The 17,450-nt window shown below is 42.9% G+C and carries 14 protein-coding genes; 12 read left to right on the forward strand and 2 right to left on the reverse strand.

All coding sequences use genetic code 11. The features are described 5' to 3' along the window. The first annotated feature begins 353 nt into the window (after positions 1–353). Positions 354–1,721 (forward strand): anaerobic C4-dicarboxylate transporter DcuC, encoded by a 1,368-nt coding sequence (dcuC, locus tag ACED42_RS08615; protein WP_029405584.1) that lies wholly within the window; start codon positions 354–356, stop codon positions 1,719–1,721. A 193-nt stretch (positions 1,722–1,914) separates the two neighbouring features. Here dcuC and ACED42_RS08620 read toward each other — a convergent pair whose 3' ends face one another. Next, a complete protein-coding gene (locus tag ACED42_RS08620; protein WP_371702180.1) occupies positions 1,915–2,547 on the reverse strand; it encodes a response regulator in 633 nt (210 codons plus the stop codon). After that, the gene (gene narQ / locus ACED42_RS08625; protein WP_009845451.1) at positions 2,534–4,264 is read right to left on the reverse strand and encodes a nitrate/nitrite two-component system sensor histidine kinase NarQ; all 1,731 of its coding nucleotides are present in this window, start codon (positions 4,262–4,264) and stop codon (positions 2,534–2,536) included. The genes ACED42_RS08620 and narQ overlap by 14 nt, the downstream gene beginning before the upstream one ends. Before the next feature lie 253 nt (positions 4,265–4,517). Here narQ and napF point away from each other — a divergent pair, with 253 nt between their 5' ends. The 11 genes from napF to ACED42_RS08680 all read left to right on the forward strand — a co-directional run bounded on the left by napF (position 4,518) and on the right by ACED42_RS08680 (position 17,450). After that, complete coding sequence (gene napF / locus ACED42_RS08630; protein WP_017101835.1) at positions 4,518–4,997, forward strand: ferredoxin-type protein NapF; 480 nt, start codon at positions 4,518–4,520, stop codon at positions 4,995–4,997. A 23-nt stretch (positions 4,998–5,020) separates the two neighbouring features. Further along, the gene (locus ACED42_RS08635; RefSeq protein ID WP_009845453.1) at positions 5,021–5,326 is read left to right on the forward strand and encodes a chaperone NapD; all 306 of its coding nucleotides are present in this window, start codon (positions 5,021–5,023) and stop codon (positions 5,324–5,326) included. Continuing rightward, complete coding sequence (napA, locus tag ACED42_RS08640; RefSeq protein WP_009845454.1) at positions 5,323–7,812, forward strand: periplasmic nitrate reductase subunit alpha; 2,490 nt, start codon at positions 5,323–5,325, stop codon at positions 7,810–7,812. The genes ACED42_RS08635 and napA overlap by 4 nt, the downstream gene beginning before the upstream one ends. Before the next feature lie 125 nt (positions 7,813–7,937). After that, the gene (locus ACED42_RS08645) at positions 7,938–8,399 is read left to right on the forward strand and encodes a nitrate reductase cytochrome c-type subunit (protein ID WP_009845455.1); all 462 of its coding nucleotides are present in this window, start codon (positions 7,938–7,940) and stop codon (positions 8,397–8,399) included. Positions 8,400–8,428: 29 nt separating this feature from the next. Further along, a complete protein-coding gene (locus tag ACED42_RS08650) occupies positions 8,429–9,010 on the forward strand; it encodes a NapC/NirT family cytochrome c (protein WP_009845456.1) in 582 nt (193 codons plus the stop codon). An 11-nt stretch (positions 9,011–9,021) separates the two neighbouring features. Then, on the forward strand, positions 9,022–9,159 hold the full coding sequence (locus tag ACED42_RS08655; RefSeq protein ID WP_009845457.1) for a TIGR02808 family protein: 138 nt from the start codon (positions 9,022–9,024) through the stop codon (positions 9,157–9,159). Positions 9,160–9,610: 451 nt separating this feature from the next. Further along, positions 9,611–10,810 (forward strand): HD-GYP domain-containing protein, encoded by a 1,200-nt coding sequence (locus tag ACED42_RS08660; RefSeq protein ID WP_122047503.1) that lies wholly within the window; start codon positions 9,611–9,613, stop codon positions 10,808–10,810. Between the two features lie 394 nt (positions 10,811–11,204). After that, positions 11,205–12,413 carry a TolC family protein gene (locus tag ACED42_RS08665; protein WP_371702208.1) on the forward strand — a complete coding sequence of 403 codons (1,209 nt, stop codon included), beginning with the start codon at positions 11,205–11,207 and terminating at the stop codon, positions 12,411–12,413. Between the two features lies 1 nt (position 12,414). After that, a complete protein-coding gene (locus ACED42_RS08670) occupies positions 12,415–13,635 on the forward strand; it encodes an efflux RND transporter periplasmic adaptor subunit (RefSeq protein WP_371702183.1) in 1,221 nt (406 codons plus the stop codon). Next, a complete protein-coding gene (locus ACED42_RS08675) occupies positions 13,625–16,780 on the forward strand; it encodes an efflux RND transporter permease subunit (RefSeq protein ID WP_371702209.1) in 3,156 nt (1,051 codons plus the stop codon). Before ACED42_RS08670 ends, ACED42_RS08675 begins: the two co-directional genes overlap by 11 nt. After that, entirely contained in the window at positions 16,770–17,450 is a 681-nt protein-coding gene (locus ACED42_RS08680) for a response regulator transcription factor (protein ID WP_371702185.1), read from the forward strand. The genes ACED42_RS08675 and ACED42_RS08680 overlap by 11 nt, the downstream gene beginning before the upstream one ends.

The raw sequence follows: 17,450 nt of genomic DNA on the forward strand, positions 1-17,450 counted from the left end.
TAAGCTTAAAAGCTAAGATTCTCACCTCTTTACTCCGATAAATACCCAGTTCGTTACACGTTCCCTTCCAAAGTACAAAAAACACTCACGATTTATAAAACAACACCACTATATGCAACTAGAACAATTAAAGGTGATCCAAGTTATATTCTAACAAGCCACAAAATTTGTTTATTAACATCTAAACAACAGTAGTTAATCACGATTTACAACCACAATTAACATCGAAAAAAATGTTTGTCTTAGATCATATCAACCTCAACTATGCCTCGTGCCACAGTGCAGTTTTCTGTACATTCATTGTCATATTCTGAAACACTTTCTTATATTTTTTAAACTTTGTGGAGATTTCTATGTTAGAGCTCTTGATCGGATTAGTGATTACTATTGCTGTTGGTTACTTTATTGTAAAAGGCTATAAAGCGGCGGGTGTATTACTAACTGCTGGCCTTGCCCTACTTCTTATCACCGGCCTTATTGGTCACACAGTCTTACCAGCTAAAATCGCTTCAACAGGTAACATGGTTACCGACTCACTAGAATTTGTTAAGTACATGCTTCAATACCGCGGGGGCGGCCTAGGCATGCAAATCATGCTTCTTTGTGGTTTTGCTTCTTACATGACGCACATTGGCGCTAACAACGTGGTAGTGAAGCAGTTCTCTAAACCACTTGCTGCGATCAAATCTCCCTATGTACTTCTTGTTGCGGCTTACATCGTAGCGTGTCTGATGTCTCTAGCAGTAAGTTCTGCAACGGGTCTTGGTGTGCTATTGATGGCAACCCTATTCCCAATGATGACGGCAATGGGTATTTCTCGCCCAGCGGCAGTTGCAGTTTGTGCATCACCTGCAGCCATCATTCTTTCACCAACCTCTGGTGATGTGGTTATCGCGGCAGAAAAGTCAGGCATGTCCCTTGATGTGTTTGCTGTTCAAACGGTACTACCTGTTTCTATCTGTGCAATCATCGTAATGGCGGGTGCGGCTTTCTTCTGGAACAAATACCTAGATAAGAAAGAAAACACACCAATGGAGAAAGTAGACGTTTCTGAAATTGAAACGACCGCACCGGCTTTCTACGCTGCACTTCCATTCTTACCTATCATCGGCGTTTTTCTATTCAACGGACGCACTATCCCTGGGCTTTCACTTGATATCTATACCATTGTGGTAGGTTCTATCTTCGTGGGTGCAGTTATTGATTACGTTGTTAAGAAGTTTGACGGCGAGAAAACACTAGAAGACCTAGATTCTTGCTACCAAGGTATGGCTGACGCGTTTAAAGGCGTGGTAATGCTGTTGGTTGCGGCAGGCGTATTTGCTCAAGGTCTAATGTCTATTGGTGCGATTGATAACTTAATTGGTCTTGCTGAATCGGCAGGCGCAGGCGGTATCGCATTGATGCTTATCCTGACGGGTCTAACGGTTGCTGCAGCTATCGCAACAGGTTCTGGTAACGCGCCTTTCTATGCATTCGTAGAACTGGCTCCATCATTAGCGGCGAAAATGGGCTTGAACCCAGCATTCTTAATCATCCCAATGCTTCAAGCATCTAACTTAGGCCGTACTATTTCACCAGTATCTGGTGTAATTGTAGCGACATCTGGTATGGGTAAAATCAGCCCATTTGAAGTCGTAAAACGTACTTCTGTACCGGTAATCTGTGGTCTTATTACCGTTATCTTCGGCACGCTTGTATTGGTTCCAATGGCAGCGTAAGCCTTAAGTTTCTAATCTCAAAGAACGAAGAACAAACGAACACCAATACTGATATAAAATGCGTAAACAAAAAGGCGCTGAACCTAATAAGTTCAGCGCCTTTTTTTAATATCATTTTCTCAACATCGTTAAAACTATCGAGACATGTATAAACAGTAAGGCTTGAAATAGTGTTATCTCAAAGGACCAAGCCCTACTTCATTTCACCATAGCGTTCTAGATACAGAACCGTGGCAGCGGTACGGGAAGGCACTTGTAGCTTTTTCAGTAGACTCTTCATATGTACCTTAACTGTCGATTCAGAAATAAACAGGTGATCAGCGATCTGCTTATTACGGTAACCTTTCGCGACTTCTTGAAGAATTTGCATTTCACGTTCAGTCAATTGGTCGAAGATATCATTTCGACTGTCAGCATCATTCAAATAGCGAGCTACCACACTACTGTATGCCTTATCGCCGCTATGTGCTTGCTTAAGCAGTTCAATCAACTCATCGGGTTCAGTATCTTTCAGTAAGTAACCATCAGCGCCCGCTTTAACAATCGCTTCGATATCCGCAGGGCTATCAGAAACCGTTAAAATAACGATGTTAGCGCTTGAACCATCAGTACGAAGTGCTTTCAGAGTATCTAGCCCAGACATGCCTTTCATATTCAGATCCAACAGGATCAAATCAGGTTCTTCTTCATGGGCAAGAGCGACCGCTTCAGTACCGTTACTTGCTTCTGCAATCACTTCAAATTCATCTTCAAAGCTCAGTAATTGGCTTATACCTCTGCGCATCAATGGATGATCATCAACCAACATTACTTTACAAATCGTCAACTTTAACTTCCTTTAAACTTTTATATTTCAATATGACTGTACAGCCCTCACCTTGAGCCGCTTCAATCGTTAAGTCACCATTCAGTCTTGCCGCACGCTCCTGCATAATACTCATTCCGTAGTGGTTCATCTTCGAACTACTTGGGTCAAAGCCTTCTCCATTATCTTTAATCACGACTAATACTTGTCCGTCCTCATCGATACAGCATACATCTATCAAGTCGGCATTGGCGTGTTTTATTGCGTTTATTGTTGCTTCACGAATCAATTGAAGCAAGTGAACCTGACTGTGCGCATCAAGCTCTAGCGATGAAAGGTTATTAGTTAATTTAATCTTCGCATCGGTTCTTTCACTAAGTTGCTCTAGCATGGTGCTCAAAGCATCTCCAAAGCTACCCTCTTTGATGGATAACCTAAATGTGGTGAGTAGCTCTCTCAATTGAGTATAGGCACCGGCTAACCCATTCCCTATCTCAGATGCTATCTGCTCAGACTGCTCTCGATGTTTGTGTTCCGGAAGTTTACCAATAACACGCTTTAACAATGTCACTTGGATTTTTAAATACGACAGCGATTGGGCCAATGAATCATGCAGTTCACGCGCAATCGTCGCTCGCTCTTCCATAATAATAAGCTGCTCAGCTTTCTTTTGAGCGCGATTATAGTAGATAGCTCTCGATAACAGTTGGATAAAACTCTCAATTAGGGTCTTAGTTGAATGACCATGATGATATGAGCAATACAGATAGCCCAAAACAAGCTCGTTATCATCCAGTTTCATTTCAAACTTTTCATAATCGCAAGTCGGGTCGTAACCTTCATCCATAATCAAAGAACGTCCCGAATTATCGACTATTTCTAACCTTAGCGATTCAATCCCTTCTAGGCTGACCAAGTGCTGCAAAATAGCTCGGAAATTTTCCGGTGCAACACGCGTTACCGTGAGTTCTTGAGAAGAATAATAGAGTGCTTGTAATGATTGGTTGGCATTTTGTAACTCAACCGTCTTGGCATCGACAACATCTTCAAGGTTTCGATACAGCACGCCTAAATCTTTCGCCATCGAGTTAAATGTTTTGGTCAAAATGCCCAGTTCATTATTGTTGGTAACCTCCAACTTAACCTCGAAATCACTATTTTTTATTCTCTGGCTAGCTCTAACGAGAGCGTGTAGAGGCTTAACAACTTGTTTACGTACAAAATGAACAACAAAAAGAGATATGACGAGTATTCCACCTAGACCTATACCACCAGCCCATGCCAATTTAATTAATTTATTTTCTGAAAATTCTTGTAACTTAAAAACAAAGCGGTCGATTTCAATAACAAAATTTTCAACAAGTACCAGGTAGTGTTTTCTATCTTCGCTATTTAAGACCTGCTTCAATTCATGCCAACGGCCAATTATTAAATAATAATCATTTGTAATATCAGTTGGCACTTCCCAACTCACCAAATTAGTCATCGATGTGGAATAAAGGGAACTTTCAAATTCACGAATATGAGAATCGTAATCCACTGATTCTATTTGAATATCATGCGCTAAACGGTAGCTTTGCATGCGCATCGAGCCAGCTACATTAACCGCCTCGGCATCATTAAGGCTGGACGCCAATGTAAAAATAGCAAAACCGGTGGTGGCAACTGAAAGGAGCAATATAAATAGCAATGATTTAGCTATTGTACTCGTCACAGATGAAACAGGTTTAATAAGCAAAGTTAATATCCTGAAGGTATAAAAATGGCTATCGAGAACCTATTGTCACACATCAAAAAACAGAGCTCCATTCAATATGTGACCAAACGCTTCATAATTTATTGATCTAAGACAATATAGGATCCTATTTAGCCCTTAAGGGGTATTTATACAAATATTTCTAAAACTACACTACTTGTGAGGATAAATGACAAGATATTAACGAAACAATGATCTACAATTACAACATCTTAGCAACATTAGTAGGCATTTAGTGGTAGACCTATCGAGACGACGCCTATTTTCTAGGCGAAAAGTAGATTCAAGCCAAATTCGATTGCCTTGGATTAAAAGTCTAGAAAGCTTCGCAGATGATTGTACACGTTGTGGTAAATGCATCGAAAGTTGCGAGACACACATCATCATTGTCGGCGACGGTGGTTTTCCTACTGTCGACTTCTCAAAAGACGAATGTACATTCTGTTATCAATGTGCAGACGTTTGTCCAGAGCCAATTTTTAAACCCAAGGAAGAAACGCCTTGGCTGGCAAAAGCAACTATCTCTGATAAATGCTTGGCCCAACAAAATGTTGAATGCCGAAGCTGTGGTGACATGTGTGAACCTATGGCGATTCAATTTCAACTTAGAGCAGGCAGTGTTGCTCTACCAAAAATCGAGTTAGATGAGTGTAGCGGTTGTGGAGCCTGCGTAGCAGTTTGCCCTACTTCGGCTATTCTTGTGAGTAATGCATAAAACAAAAATAACGAGAGCAATTTATGGCACTAAATGAAGTGCATATATCAAGTTTAGTCGTGCATGTGAGCCCAGAGCATCTAGACGAGATCAAAGCACAAATCGAGCAATACGATAATGCGGAAATCTACGGCAGTAGCCCTGAAGGCAAAATCATCGTGGTCCTAGAAACCGAGAACCAAGGTTTTGTTACGGACACCATCGAAGAAATTAATAATATTACGAACGTTTTAGGGACAGCTTTGGTTTACCACCAAATCGAGACTGGACTAGACGAAACGGATTTAGAAACTGGAAGCAACAATTCTCAACTTGAGGGTGAAGTATGAAAATGACAAGACGCGCGTTTGTGAAAGCAAACGCAGCTGCATCAGCGGCAGCCGTTGCAGGTGTAACTCTACCAGCAACAGCAACCAACCTGATTGCTAGCTCTGATCAAACAAAAATCACGTGGGATAAAGCGCCTTGTCGTTTTTGTGGTACGGGCTGTTCGGTACTAGTTGGTACTCAAAACGGTAAAGTGGTCGCGACTCAAGGCGACCCAGAAGCACCGGTAAACAAAGGCCTTAACTGTATTAAAGGCTACTTCCTTTCAAAAATTATGTACGGTAAAGACCGTCTTGAACAGCCTCTTCTTCGTATGAAAGATGGTGAGTTCCACAAAGATGGTGATTTTGCACCAGTATCTTGGGACAAAGCTTTCGACGTAATGGCTGAGAAATGGAAAGCCGCTCTGAAGAAGAATGGTCCAACAGGCGTTGGTATGTTCGGTTCAGGCCAGTGGACAGTAATGGAAGGCTACGCAGCGGTTAAGCTGATGAAAGCGGGCTTCCGTTCAAACAACATCGATCCAAACGCTCGTCACTGTATGGCTTCTGCGGTAGGTGCATTCATGCGTACCTTCGGTATCGATGAGCCAATGGGTTGTTACGATGATTTCGAACACGCAGACGCATTCGTTCTGTGGGGTTCAAACATGGCAGAAATGCACCCAGTATTATGGACTCGTATTACAGACCGTCGTCTAAGCCACCCACACGTTAAAGTAAACGTACTGTCTACTTACTACCACCGTTCTTTCGAGCTTGCAGACACAGGTTACATCTTCGAACCTCAATCAGACCTTGCGATTGCTAACTTCATCGCTAACTACATCATTCAAAACGATGCGGTGAACTGGGAATTCGTGAACAAACACACGAACTTCAAGCAAGCAACGACAGACATCGGTTACGGCCTTCGTGACAATGACCCACTACAGAAAGCCGCTGCGAACCCTAACTCAGGTAAAATGACTGATATCAGCTTCGAAGACTACAAAGCTTCTGTTGCTGAATACACCGTTGAAAAAGCATCTGAAATGTCAGGTGTATCTCAAGATGACCTTATCAAGCTGGCTAAGCAATACGCAGATCCAAACATCAAAGTAATGTCACTTTGGACTATGGGTATGAACCAACATACTCGTGGTGTATGGATGAACAGCCTTGTGTACAACATCCACCTTCTTACAGGTAAGATTTCTACTCCAGGTAACAGCCCATTCTCACTTACTGGCCAACCATCTGCATGTGGTACAGCTCGTGAAGTAGGTACGTTCTCTCACCGTCTACCGGCAGATATGGTGGTTGCTAACCCTAAACACCGTAAGATTGCAGAAGACATCTGGAAGCTTCCAGAAGGCACTATCCCACCTAAACCGGGTAAACACGCTGTTGCGCAAGACCGTGCGTTAAAAGATGGTACGATCAACGCGTACTGGGTAATGTGTAACAACAACATGCAAGCTGGTCCAAACATCAACACTGAACGTCTACCAGGTTACCGTAACCCAGACAACTTCATTGTATGTTCTGACCCGTACCCAACAGCAACAGCTCAAGCTTCTGACCTTATCCTTCCAACAGCAATGTGGATTGAAAAAGAAGGTGCTTACGGTAACGCTGAGCGTCGTACACAAGCATGGTACCAACAAGTTAAAACCGTAGGTGAAGCAAAGTCTGACCTATGGCAAATCATGGAGTTCTCTAAACGCTTCACTGTTGAAGAAGTTTGGGGCGAAGAGCTTCTAGCTAAAGCACCTGAGTATCGTGGTAAAACGATGTACGACGTGCTGTACAAAAACGGCAACGTTGATGCATTCCCACTGTCTGAAGCACAAGAGCTTAACGACGATGCTCAAGCTCAAGGTTTCTACGTTCAAAAAGGTCTATTCGAAGAATACGCAGCCTTTGGTCGCGATCACGGTCACGATTTAGCACCTTACGACACTTACCACAAAGTCCGTGGCCTACGTTGGCCTGTTGTTGACGGTAAAGAAACACTGTGGCGCTTTAAAGAAGGTTCAGATCCATACGCTAAGAAAGGTTCTGGTTGGGATTTCTACGGTAAACCAGATGGTAAAGCTCTTATCATCAATGCTCCTTACGAGGCACCACCAGAAGTACCAAGCGACGAATACGACATGTGGCTATGTACAGGTCGTGTTCTTGAGCACTGGCACACAGGTACTATGACTCGTCGTGTACCAGAACTTTACAAAGCAGTACCGGATGCACTTTGTTACATCCACCCTGCTGACGCTAAAGCTCGTGGCCTTCGCCGTGGTGATGAAGTTCTTATCGAAAACAAACGTGGTGAAGTACGCGTTCGTGTTGAAACTCGTGGTCGTAACCGTCCACCACAAGGCTTGGTATTCGTACCATTCTTTGATGCAAGAATTCTGATCAACAAGTTGATCTTGGATGCAACGGATCCTCTGTCTAAGCAGACGGATTACAAGAAGTGTCCAGTTAAGATCACTAAGGTTTCTTAAGAGCCAAGCGCTTTTCGAACCTAGATACAAGATCTAACGTATTTAATATTGCGACTACTTTTTTCATCACTTTTTGAAGGAAGTAGTCCACTCAAAGAATTAGCCTTTAGGCGGAGAAATTAACCATGAAAAAACTGATTACTGCCCTACTATCAGCTGGTCTTTTGCTAGCTGGTGCAGTTCAAGCTCAAGCTGAGCTGGATAACCCTGGCGGCATTGGTGGCGTAGAATCTCTACGTGGTGCAAGTGAACTTGAAGCAACTCGCGCAGCAGATGACTTCAAAAAGTTTCCTCGTGACCAAGTACTTGAGAGTGACTACGTATACCAACCACCTTTAGTGCCTCATACTATTCGTAGCTATGAAGTGTCTCTTAACGCTAACAAGTGTCTTGCTTGTCATAGCTGGAAAAACGCAAAAGAAATGGGTGCAACTAAAGTGAGTGTAACTCACTACATGAACCGCGAAGATGCGGTACTTGCTGATGTTTCACCTCGTCGTTACTTCTGTCTACAGTGTCACGTACCTCAAGCTAATGCTAAACCGCTAGTTGAGAACGAGTTCAAACCTGTAGATTCACTGCGTTAATCGTAGCCGGACTGTAAGAGAGGCTATATATGATAAAATTACTTAAAGCGTTTTGGAAAAGACTCGCGACACCAAGTAAAGCAGCGGTAGGCGTTGTTTTATTCTTGGGTTTCTCGGGTGGTCTTTTGTTCTGGGGTGCATTCAACACAGGTATGGAAGCAACCAATACGGAAGAGTTCTGTTCTGGTTGTCACGCACCTATCGTTGCTGAAATCCAAGAAACAATTCACTACTCTAACCGTTCTGGTGTTCGTGCTATCTGTTCAGACTGTCACGTACCTCATGAGTGGACAGATAAAATTGTTCGTAAGGTTCAGGCTTCTAAAGAGCTATACGCACACTTTATTGCGAAAACCATCAATACTGAAGAAAAGTTCAAAGCACGTCGTGCTCACTTAGCAGAACGCGAATGGGCTCGATTGAAAAAGAATGATTCACTTGAGTGTCGTAACTGTCACCAGTTCGATTACATGGACTTCTCAGAGCAGAGCCCTCGTAGTGCGAAACAACACTCGACAGCGCTAGCTTCTGGTGAAAAAACGTGTGTAGACTGTCACAAAGGTATCGCACACAAACTACCAGACATGCACGGCGTTGAAGGCTGGCAATAAGGAGCGATTGAATGAGTACTTTAGAGAACGTAATTTGGCACATCCTAGGTTACAGCGCTATGCCAGTTATCATTCTTGGTGGCTTTGCAGGTGTTGCAGCCGTATCTCTTTGGCTTTTATCTATGACTAAAGACAAAGAAATCGATTAGAAATCGAAGAGTACGTCAACTTTTATCAGCTAATTTTAATCCATTCTGATATGGGTTGACTCTAAAAAGCCACTGATTTCAGTGGCTTTTTTAATATCTAACGTTTTATCTTTTTATTAATAGGTGGCAACCTCCCTACCTCACCTCTTAAGTCACATCCACAATACAAAGTACCTTTCTACAGAGTCCTTTAGATAGACACTTCGATTAGAAAAGTACGCTTATTACTACACCACTGCCACTTAACCGTTGTAAACAATATCGCTAAGATCGAAGCATAACTCGGTGACATTTCGGCCTTTTGTTTTCAATTTCATGTGTTTCACTATTGATCTCACGTGTTTCACGATTAATTTCAGGTGTTTTGAGTAAATAAATCAACAATTTGACTAGATTCGTCGCGAAATTGGATTAGAATCACACTGTTTTTGACAACACTTAATTGAATTTAATGCAGTTCGACCTTAAAGACTCAGTAAAAATTTCCATAAACACATTGGTTGTGGGAATGTTTGTTACATCAATTCAGAAAAGTGAGCGTGTTTATTTATCTAACGCTGGACGCGTGTCTTCAAAAAAAGGAATTGATACATTAGTTAATAAAGGCATTAAGTATGTCTGGGTTGACAAGAAGCTCTCTGCTAAAGGTTGTAAATTTCACCCCGTTCCTGATGACGAAACGAGTGAGGAACAACAAAAGAGCAGTAAAAATTCTCCAAGTAAATTGGTCTCTCGAGAAGTAAGACAAAAAAATGCAGAGCGAATCATCCAAGAAGCGCGCGGTCTTGCTCAGAAAATTATTACGGCAACATTTGATTCGCATACGTTTGTTTCGGATGAACTGGATGGTTGGGCGGATGAGCTGATTGAATCAGCACTGATCAATTCAGATGCCTTGCAATGTGTTTCTGCATTACGTAAGAAAGATGCCTATTTGCTTGAACATTCCGTTAATGTCGCCACACTTTTGGTCACATTTGGCAAGCATTTGGGTTTTGGCAAAGACCGATTAAAGCCATTGGCTATTGGTGGGATTATTCATGATGTCGGTAAAGTGCATATCGATGATAATGTTTTGCACAAGCCTTCTCGTCTAACCGAGGAGGAATTCGCTCACATCAAGCAACACCAAGTATTTGCTAAACCTATCATCAAAAAAATCGAAGGCTTAAGTCAAATTAGCCGTGATGTATGTTTAATGCACCATGAAAAGTTAGATGGTACAGGTTACCCTAATGGATTGAGTGGCGAGCAAATTCCGCAGCACGGCCGAATGGCTTGTATCGTCGATATCTATGACGCATTGACGGCTGACCGTTGCTACAAACGTGGAATGAGCCCAGCGGAAGCGTTTAAAATAATGTTAGGTATGACACCTAATCACTTAGACCGGCAATTGGTGTACAAATTTATTAATTGCATTGGTATTTTCCCTATTGGGGCCATCGTTGAGCTGAGCAATGGCCATCTTGGAATCGTATGGTCATCGAATGATGATGCTCCTGTTGAGCCTGTCGTTAAGTGCTTCTATTCACGAAAGAATAAACGTTTCATTGACGTCAAGTATGTGGATTTAAAACACAGCTGGCATACGATTGTAAAAGCAATTTCTCCTACGAAGGCTGAAATTGATGTCACCCCTTTCTTTTAATAGAGCCTGCTATTCGAGGGGTATGAGGTCAGCACATTCCATGTATGGCCTGATTAGATAAAACGGACAAGTCTAGAAAGCCACTGATTTCAGTGGCTTTTATTTTTTCAGAAGTTCTTTCATAAACCCTTGACTAGCCCATATCCAATTTGAATCAATAACCAAACACTCATTTCACCTCCAATTTACTCGCTGTTAGGTATATCTATAGATAAATACCTTAGAGTAAGACAGCATGAACACACACCACCCCCTATCCGCGTTATTACTACTGGGTAGTCTGACCTATCTCACGGGTTGCGCTTCTCTATCACCAACGCCGCAAGCCAGTTTGAACAATACAACCCAGATTCCCGAGCAATGGGAAAGCTCTCAACGATACGTAAACACTACGATGTCGACACAATTGCTCTCGCTGTTCAACAATCAAGCTCTCGCCGATCTGGTTCAAGAAGCCCTCACCAATAACCACGACCTACATAAAACTGCACTTCGCTTGAAGCAAGCTGAACTATTAGCGGCTCAAAGTGATCAATACCTTCAACCTTCTTTAAATACAGACTTTCAAGCCTCTAGACAAAAAACAAGTCAAATTCAGAACAGTCACAAACTGTCTTTGAATTTAAGTTGGGAGTTTGATGTTTGGGGACGCTTAGCTGACTCAGCAAGCGCAGCTAACGCGAAACAACAGGCAACACAACTCGACTATGCTTACGCACAAAACTCTCTCGCGGCTCGCGTAATAGAGGCGTGGCTTGATGTTGCTTACAGAGCAAGAGTGATCGGGGTTGAACAACGCTGGCTACAAAGCCTTTCAAACACTGAGAATATTGTACTAGAGCAAGTGCTCGATGGGTTTAAAGAACAAGCAGACCTCGACACCGCTCGTGCTGCAACATCCAGAGTAAGAGCGAGTTTAGCGGCTAAAGAACAAGATCAGCTTATCGCAATCAGAGGCCTTAATACCTTACGAGGTAAGAGCGACACCCAGCTTAACCGAATGATTTTCACGATCCCAGAAGTTGAAGCTCCGCCATTACGTCTTCCCGGAGAAATGATTGGATCACGTCCTGACCTCCTTGCCGCTTATCAGCAAGTGCTCGCCGCCGACAAAAGCGCGGCAGTTGCTTACAAAGATCTACTGCCTAAATTCACGCTGTCTGCCTCTGTTTATCGTAGCGGTTCAACACCAAACCAGCTTATCGACAATCCTTCCCTGTGGAATCTCGTTGGGGGGATCAGCGCACCTCTTCTTGACCAATCATCACTACAAACCCAAGCAAAAATAGCTCAGCTTCAAGCAGAAGAGAGCTTTGTTGATTACCAAAAGAAACTATTGGTTGCCATCAATGAGGTAGGAAATGCACTAGACAAAGAGTTCTACCTCAAACAACAAGAACAGCATTATCGAGATGCTTTTACATTCTCCAAGGCTAGTATGAAAAACTATCAAAACCTTTACCAGGAAGGAGCCAGTGACGTTTTGGCACTGCTTATCGCCCAACAATCTATTTACCAATCTAAAATCCAGTTGCTTAATACTCAGCGTAGTCGGCTCTCAAACAGAATTACCTTAGGGTTAGCATTAGGAATGGGGGTTTAAAATGAAACAGATACTTGTTACAGCTTTGGGCTTGCTCAGTATCATTGCCACCGCGATGTACATCATGAAGTCAATCCCCGAAGAAACAACGTTAGCGCTGGAAGCTCAGCCTCGACAATATATCAAAGTCACCACAGTCGACATTGCTGCCGGGGAACACCGCTCTACCATTGAAGGTTACGGTCAGGTAATTCCAGAAGAAACTTTAACGCTCACGAGTCAGGTTTCAGGAGTGATTCTTTCGAAAGCAAAAAAATTTCAACTAGGTGAACAAATCTCTAAAGGTGATCTGCTATTTCACATTGACGATTCCAGTTACCAAGTACTTCTGGCTAACGCAGAAAAGGAGCTAGCTAACGCACAACTTTCATTTTTCCAAGAACAACGCAAACATCAACGTGCTAAAAAAGAGTGGAAAACTTCAGGTATAGAAGAGGCACCGAGCCCCCTCGCTTTGCGAGAGCCTCAGTTTAAAGCAGCAAAGGCACGATTAAACGCCGCACAACAAGCAGTTGAAGATGCTAAGCAACAACTAAATAACACGAATATCCATGCTCCTTTTGATGCCATTGTCAGCCAAAGCAACGTCACCACAGGCAGTGTTGTTGCATCCGGAACCTCGTTGGGACAGATCAAATCCATAGAAACTGCTGAAGTACATCTTCAGCTCACAGAACGCGACTGGCAACAGCTCCCCTCCGATTTGAGTGCACTGTCGGTGACAATTCAGTCAGCATCAAATTCAGACTCAGGGCAACAATGGGCAGCACGGGCGAGTCACCTTTCACTGCTCGTGGAACAATCAACACGTATGCGTAACCTCATATTAAAAATAGACTCCCCTCTTCAACAGCCAGCGCCTTTACTGATCGGGAGCTTTGTTAAAGTTGTCATTCAAGGTAAGAGCTACTCAGATAGTTTTGTAGTTTCATCCTCTTCCATTACTGCAGACGGCAATATTTGGTACGTCAAAGAAGGTCAACTTCATCGTCACAAGACTCTATCACTGTTTCAAGATATCGATGCGATTGGTTTTAAACAGGGCAACCTAAATCAACACATCACTTTGGTTGTAAAGCCGTTGTCCAGCTACGTGGAGGGAATGCAAGTACTCTCGGATAGCCCTCAGACAGACGACACGGACAAACTCGCATTAAATCGGAGCCTCCCGACTCCTGCCTCTGGGGACAAATCACTTAAAGAGGTGAATGATGGACAATAACCTAAAAACTCATGGCGTTATCACATGGTTTGTTCACAATCCTGTTGCTGCAAATCTTTTAATGGTTTTGATCATAGTCGCGGGTGGTTTTTCGGTTATCCAATCACGGGTAGAAAGCTTCCCCTCACTCCCCCCAACCAATATTACGGTAAGTGTCGAATATCAAAGTGGCTCAGCCCGCTCGGCTGAAGAAAGCATTGCGATAAAAATAGAAGATTCATTGTTAGGTGTAGAAGGCATCAAACAGATACACAGCAGTTCAAATAGTGACGGTGCAACGGTAACCATCACTAAGTCGAGTGGCTATTCACTCGACAAACTGCAACAAGATGTAAAAAGTGTGGTTGATGCTATTGGCGATTTACCTAGTGAAGCAAAAAAACCTGTGATCACGCGTCAAGCCGACCTTGAAGAGGTAGTTTCAATTAACCTGTTTGGTGACGTGCCTATCGGTGCATTACAGCGTTATTTAGACGAGTTACGACACAAGCTCCTAAACTCTCCTTTGATACAAAAGGTTGATTACATTGGCCGAAAATCTCAGCAGGTCTCGATTGAAATTGACGAGGCAAAATTGCAAGCTTTCAGTCTCACGATGGAGCAAATTGTCAGCCAAATTAGAGCAGAATCATTAACCCAAACGGCCGGCCAGCTCAAAGGTTCTCAAGGGACGTTAGTTCTTAAAGCGGACCAGCAACACCGAAGCGCGAAAGAGTTCGCTTCGCTGCCAATTAAACGCACAGCAACAGGGCAAACCATACTCTTGTCTGACGTGGCACATATTGAATTAGGATTTGACGACGACGGCATCATTACTCGTTATAACGGCCATCCATCAGTAGGATTAAAGGTGAAAATGTATGGTCAATCAAACATCAACCAGCTAGCCCAAGAGACCAAATCCATCGTTGATGCTTACCAATTGACTCTGCCGAACGGTATCCACCTGACCCAATGGAATGATCAAAGTGAGCCGATTAAAAACCGTTTATCTTTGCTACTTAAGAACAGTGCTCAAGGTATCGCTCTCGTTGTTATTTTACTGGCTCTGCTCTTAAACATACGTGTGGCTTTCTGGGTTGCCGTTGGCCTACCTGTTACGTTTGCCGGTGCAATGGTCCTTATGGGAGATTCTTTCTTTGGACTCACCCTTAATGAATTAACCACCTTTGGCTTCATCATGGCCCTCGGAATTGTCGTTGATGATGCCGTCGTCATTGGTGAAAGCATTTACGAACAAAGAGAGAAACACGGAGCTTCCGTTGAGTCGACCATCGCTGGTGCGCAAAAAGTGGCAACACCAACCACATTTGGTGTGTTGACGACCATCGTCGCTTTTATGTCTCTCAGCTTAATCGAAGGGGAACTCGGTAAGATCTTTGCGCAATTTGCCATGGCTGCAACTTTCTGCCTGATTTTCTCACTCATTGAGTCCAAATTAATTCTCCCAGCTCACCTTGCCCGAGTCAAAATGGAACCGACTTCAGCATGGGGTATTCCTGCCGTATGGCACTATATTCAACAGCGTGTTCTACGTGGTTTCAAATACATCACTTGGCATCTCTACAAACCCTGTTTACAACTGGCTATACGCTACCGTTATGCTGTAATTTGTGGCTTTTTTTCCCTGTGTATTCTAGTTGGCGGTTCGCTAATAACCGGCAAACTTAAGTCGGTATTTTTCCCAGAGATTTCTACTAACTTCATCACGATCGAGCTCGCATTCGAAGATGATACTGGCTACGGATTAGTACAACGTGAAACACTTAAAGTTGAACAAATGGCGGCATCATTGAATGATTCGTTGGTGAAGCAATATGCGCTGTCTGTACCTCCAATCCAAAGTGTATTGGTAGAAACCACCAATAACAGTTCGCAAATCATTGTTGGCCTTTCGAGTAACACTCAACGCCCAATCAGCGCGGGTGCTATCGCTAAAGAATGGCAATCCATGGTCCCAACACTTGAAGGCATAGACAGCGCGAATTTCTTAGCCGATATGATCAGCGATAAAGCAATAAGCATAGAATTAAGAAGTCAAAATGAAGCAACGATCAGCAACGCAACTCGTGAACTGACTGATCATCTCAATAATGTACAAGGTGTGCATGGCATAAAAAGTAGCCTCGCGAATACACAAGCCCAAGTTGATATTAAAGTTAACGAAATGGGGTTAACGATGGGGCTTACTACATCGAATCTCTTACAACAACTCAACATGGCCTATCAAGGTTATGAAGTGCAGCAATTTCAAGAAGGTTCGCATGAAATAAAGGTCAAAATTCAGTATCCACGGGCAAAAAGACAAACACTGGATAATCTCAAATACGCACAAATTCGCTTGAGCAATGGTAAGTTAGTACCACTCAATGCGGTAGCCAATATATCGACTCGATATGTGTCCAAAAATATTGAACGAATGAATCGTAACAGAGTCAATGTGATAACAGCTGATGTTGATAAAACGATCGCTTCTCCAGAAGAGATCATTGATAAGCTAGATAGCGACCTGTTTAAAAGATTACAGAATAAGTATCGTGACCTAAACATTGTCCTTTCTGGACAGCAACAAGAGCAGGAACAAATATCTAATTCACTGTATAGCGTGTTTGCTATCGCTCTTATCGGCATCTACGCATTGCTTGCAATACCACTCAACTCATATTTCCAGCCACTGCTGATCATGTGCACAATTCCATTTGGTATTGTGGGCGCCTTGATGGGACACTTAATCCAAGGGATACCCATCAGTATACTTTCTCTGTTCGGAATGCTTGCATTAACCGGGGTCGTCGTGAATGATAGCCTCTTACTTATCTCACGCTTTAATACCAAGATAATGAGTGGTGATACCGTATACGAGGCGTTAATTGAATCAGGAACAGGACGCTTAAGGGCTATTGTGCTGACTTCTGCAACCACGTATTTTGGCTTAGTGCCCTTACTGTCAGAAACCTCTCCTCAAGCTCAGTTTTTAATACCAGCAGCTACGTCAATGGGGTATGGAATCTTATTTGCAACGGTAATAACACTTCTTTTGGTACCCGTATTGCTAATGGTTCAGCAAGATATCAAGCAGCTGTTTCACAACATAACCACCCAAAGATCCGCTTCTTTTACTGGGGTTAAGAAAAATGAAATCTAACTTATCTATCAACGTGTTATTAGTTGAAGATGACAAGGAGCTCGCCGCTTCAGTTGCAGAGTTTCTCGAATTTGAAAACATCAAATGCGATCATGCTTACAATGGGTTAAGCGGTTTTACACTCGCAAAACAAAATTACTATGACGTTATTCTTCTTGACCTAATGTTACCCAAAATAGATGGTTTTACTGTCTGTGAAAGACTTCGAGACGACGGTGACGATACGCCTATTTTGATGCTGACAGCAAAAGATACGCTGCAAGACAAAGAAGCTGGCTTCAATGCTGGCACTGATGACTACTTAATCAAGCCATTTGCAATGAAAGAGCTCGCCTTACGTATCAAGGCGCTCTCTAAGCGAAGAAGTAGCCAACAAAAAAGGTTAGTACAAGGTGACTTAGTCTATGACCTAGAAAGCCAGCAAGTATCAAGATCAGGACAAGTCTTGGACTTAAATCGACTCAATCTAATGCTTTTAGAACTCCTCATGCGCCGAACTCCACAAGTGGTTACTCGTAGAGAAATAGAGGAGTGTTTGTGGCCAAATGACGCACCAGAAAGTAACAACATAAAAGTACAGGTTTATCAACTGAGACAAAAAATCGATAAGCCTTTTGAATCTAAGTTGATTGAAACCGTCGTTGGCCAAGGTCTGAGGATAAAAGAGTAA

The organism is Vibrio sp. FF145, from assembly GCF_041439075.1.
Lineage (GTDB): Bacteria > Pseudomonadota > Gammaproteobacteria > Enterobacterales > Vibrionaceae > Vibrio > Vibrio tasmaniensis_A.

Excerpts from the sequence above, each read along its gene's own strand:
- dcuC (WP_029405584.1), top strand. The coding sequence starts at position 354 with ATGTTAGAGCTCTTGATCGGATTAGTGATTACTATTGCTGTTGGTTAC.
- ACED42_RS08635 (WP_009845453.1), top strand. The coding sequence starts at position 5,021 with ATGGCACTAAATGAAGTGCATATATCAAGTTTAGTCGTGCATGTGAGC.
- napA (WP_009845454.1), top strand. The coding sequence starts at position 5,323 with ATGAAAATGACAAGACGCGCGTTTGTGAAAGCAAACGCAGCTGCATCA.
- ACED42_RS08645 (WP_009845455.1), top strand. The coding sequence starts at position 7,938 with ATGAAAAAACTGATTACTGCCCTACTATCAGCTGGTCTTTTGCTAGCT.
- ACED42_RS08650 (WP_009845456.1), top strand. The coding sequence starts at position 8,429 with ATGATAAAATTACTTAAAGCGTTTTGGAAAAGACTCGCGACACCAAGT.
- ACED42_RS08655 (WP_009845457.1), top strand. The coding sequence starts at position 9,022 with ATGAGTACTTTAGAGAACGTAATTTGGCACATCCTAGGTTACAGCGCT.
- ACED42_RS08660 (WP_122047503.1), top strand. The coding sequence starts at position 9,611 with ATGCAGTTCGACCTTAAAGACTCAGTAAAAATTTCCATAAACACATTG.
- ACED42_RS08665 (WP_371702208.1), top strand. The coding sequence starts at position 11,205 with ATGTCGACACAATTGCTCTCGCTGTTCAACAATCAAGCTCTCGCCGAT.
- ACED42_RS08670 (WP_371702183.1), top strand. The coding sequence starts at position 12,415 with ATGAAACAGATACTTGTTACAGCTTTGGGCTTGCTCAGTATCATTGCC.
- ACED42_RS08675 (WP_371702209.1), top strand. The coding sequence starts at position 13,625 with ATGGACAATAACCTAAAAACTCATGGCGTTATCACATGGTTTGTTCAC.
- ACED42_RS08680 (WP_371702185.1), top strand. The coding sequence starts at position 16,770 with ATGAAATCTAACTTATCTATCAACGTGTTATTAGTTGAAGATGACAAG.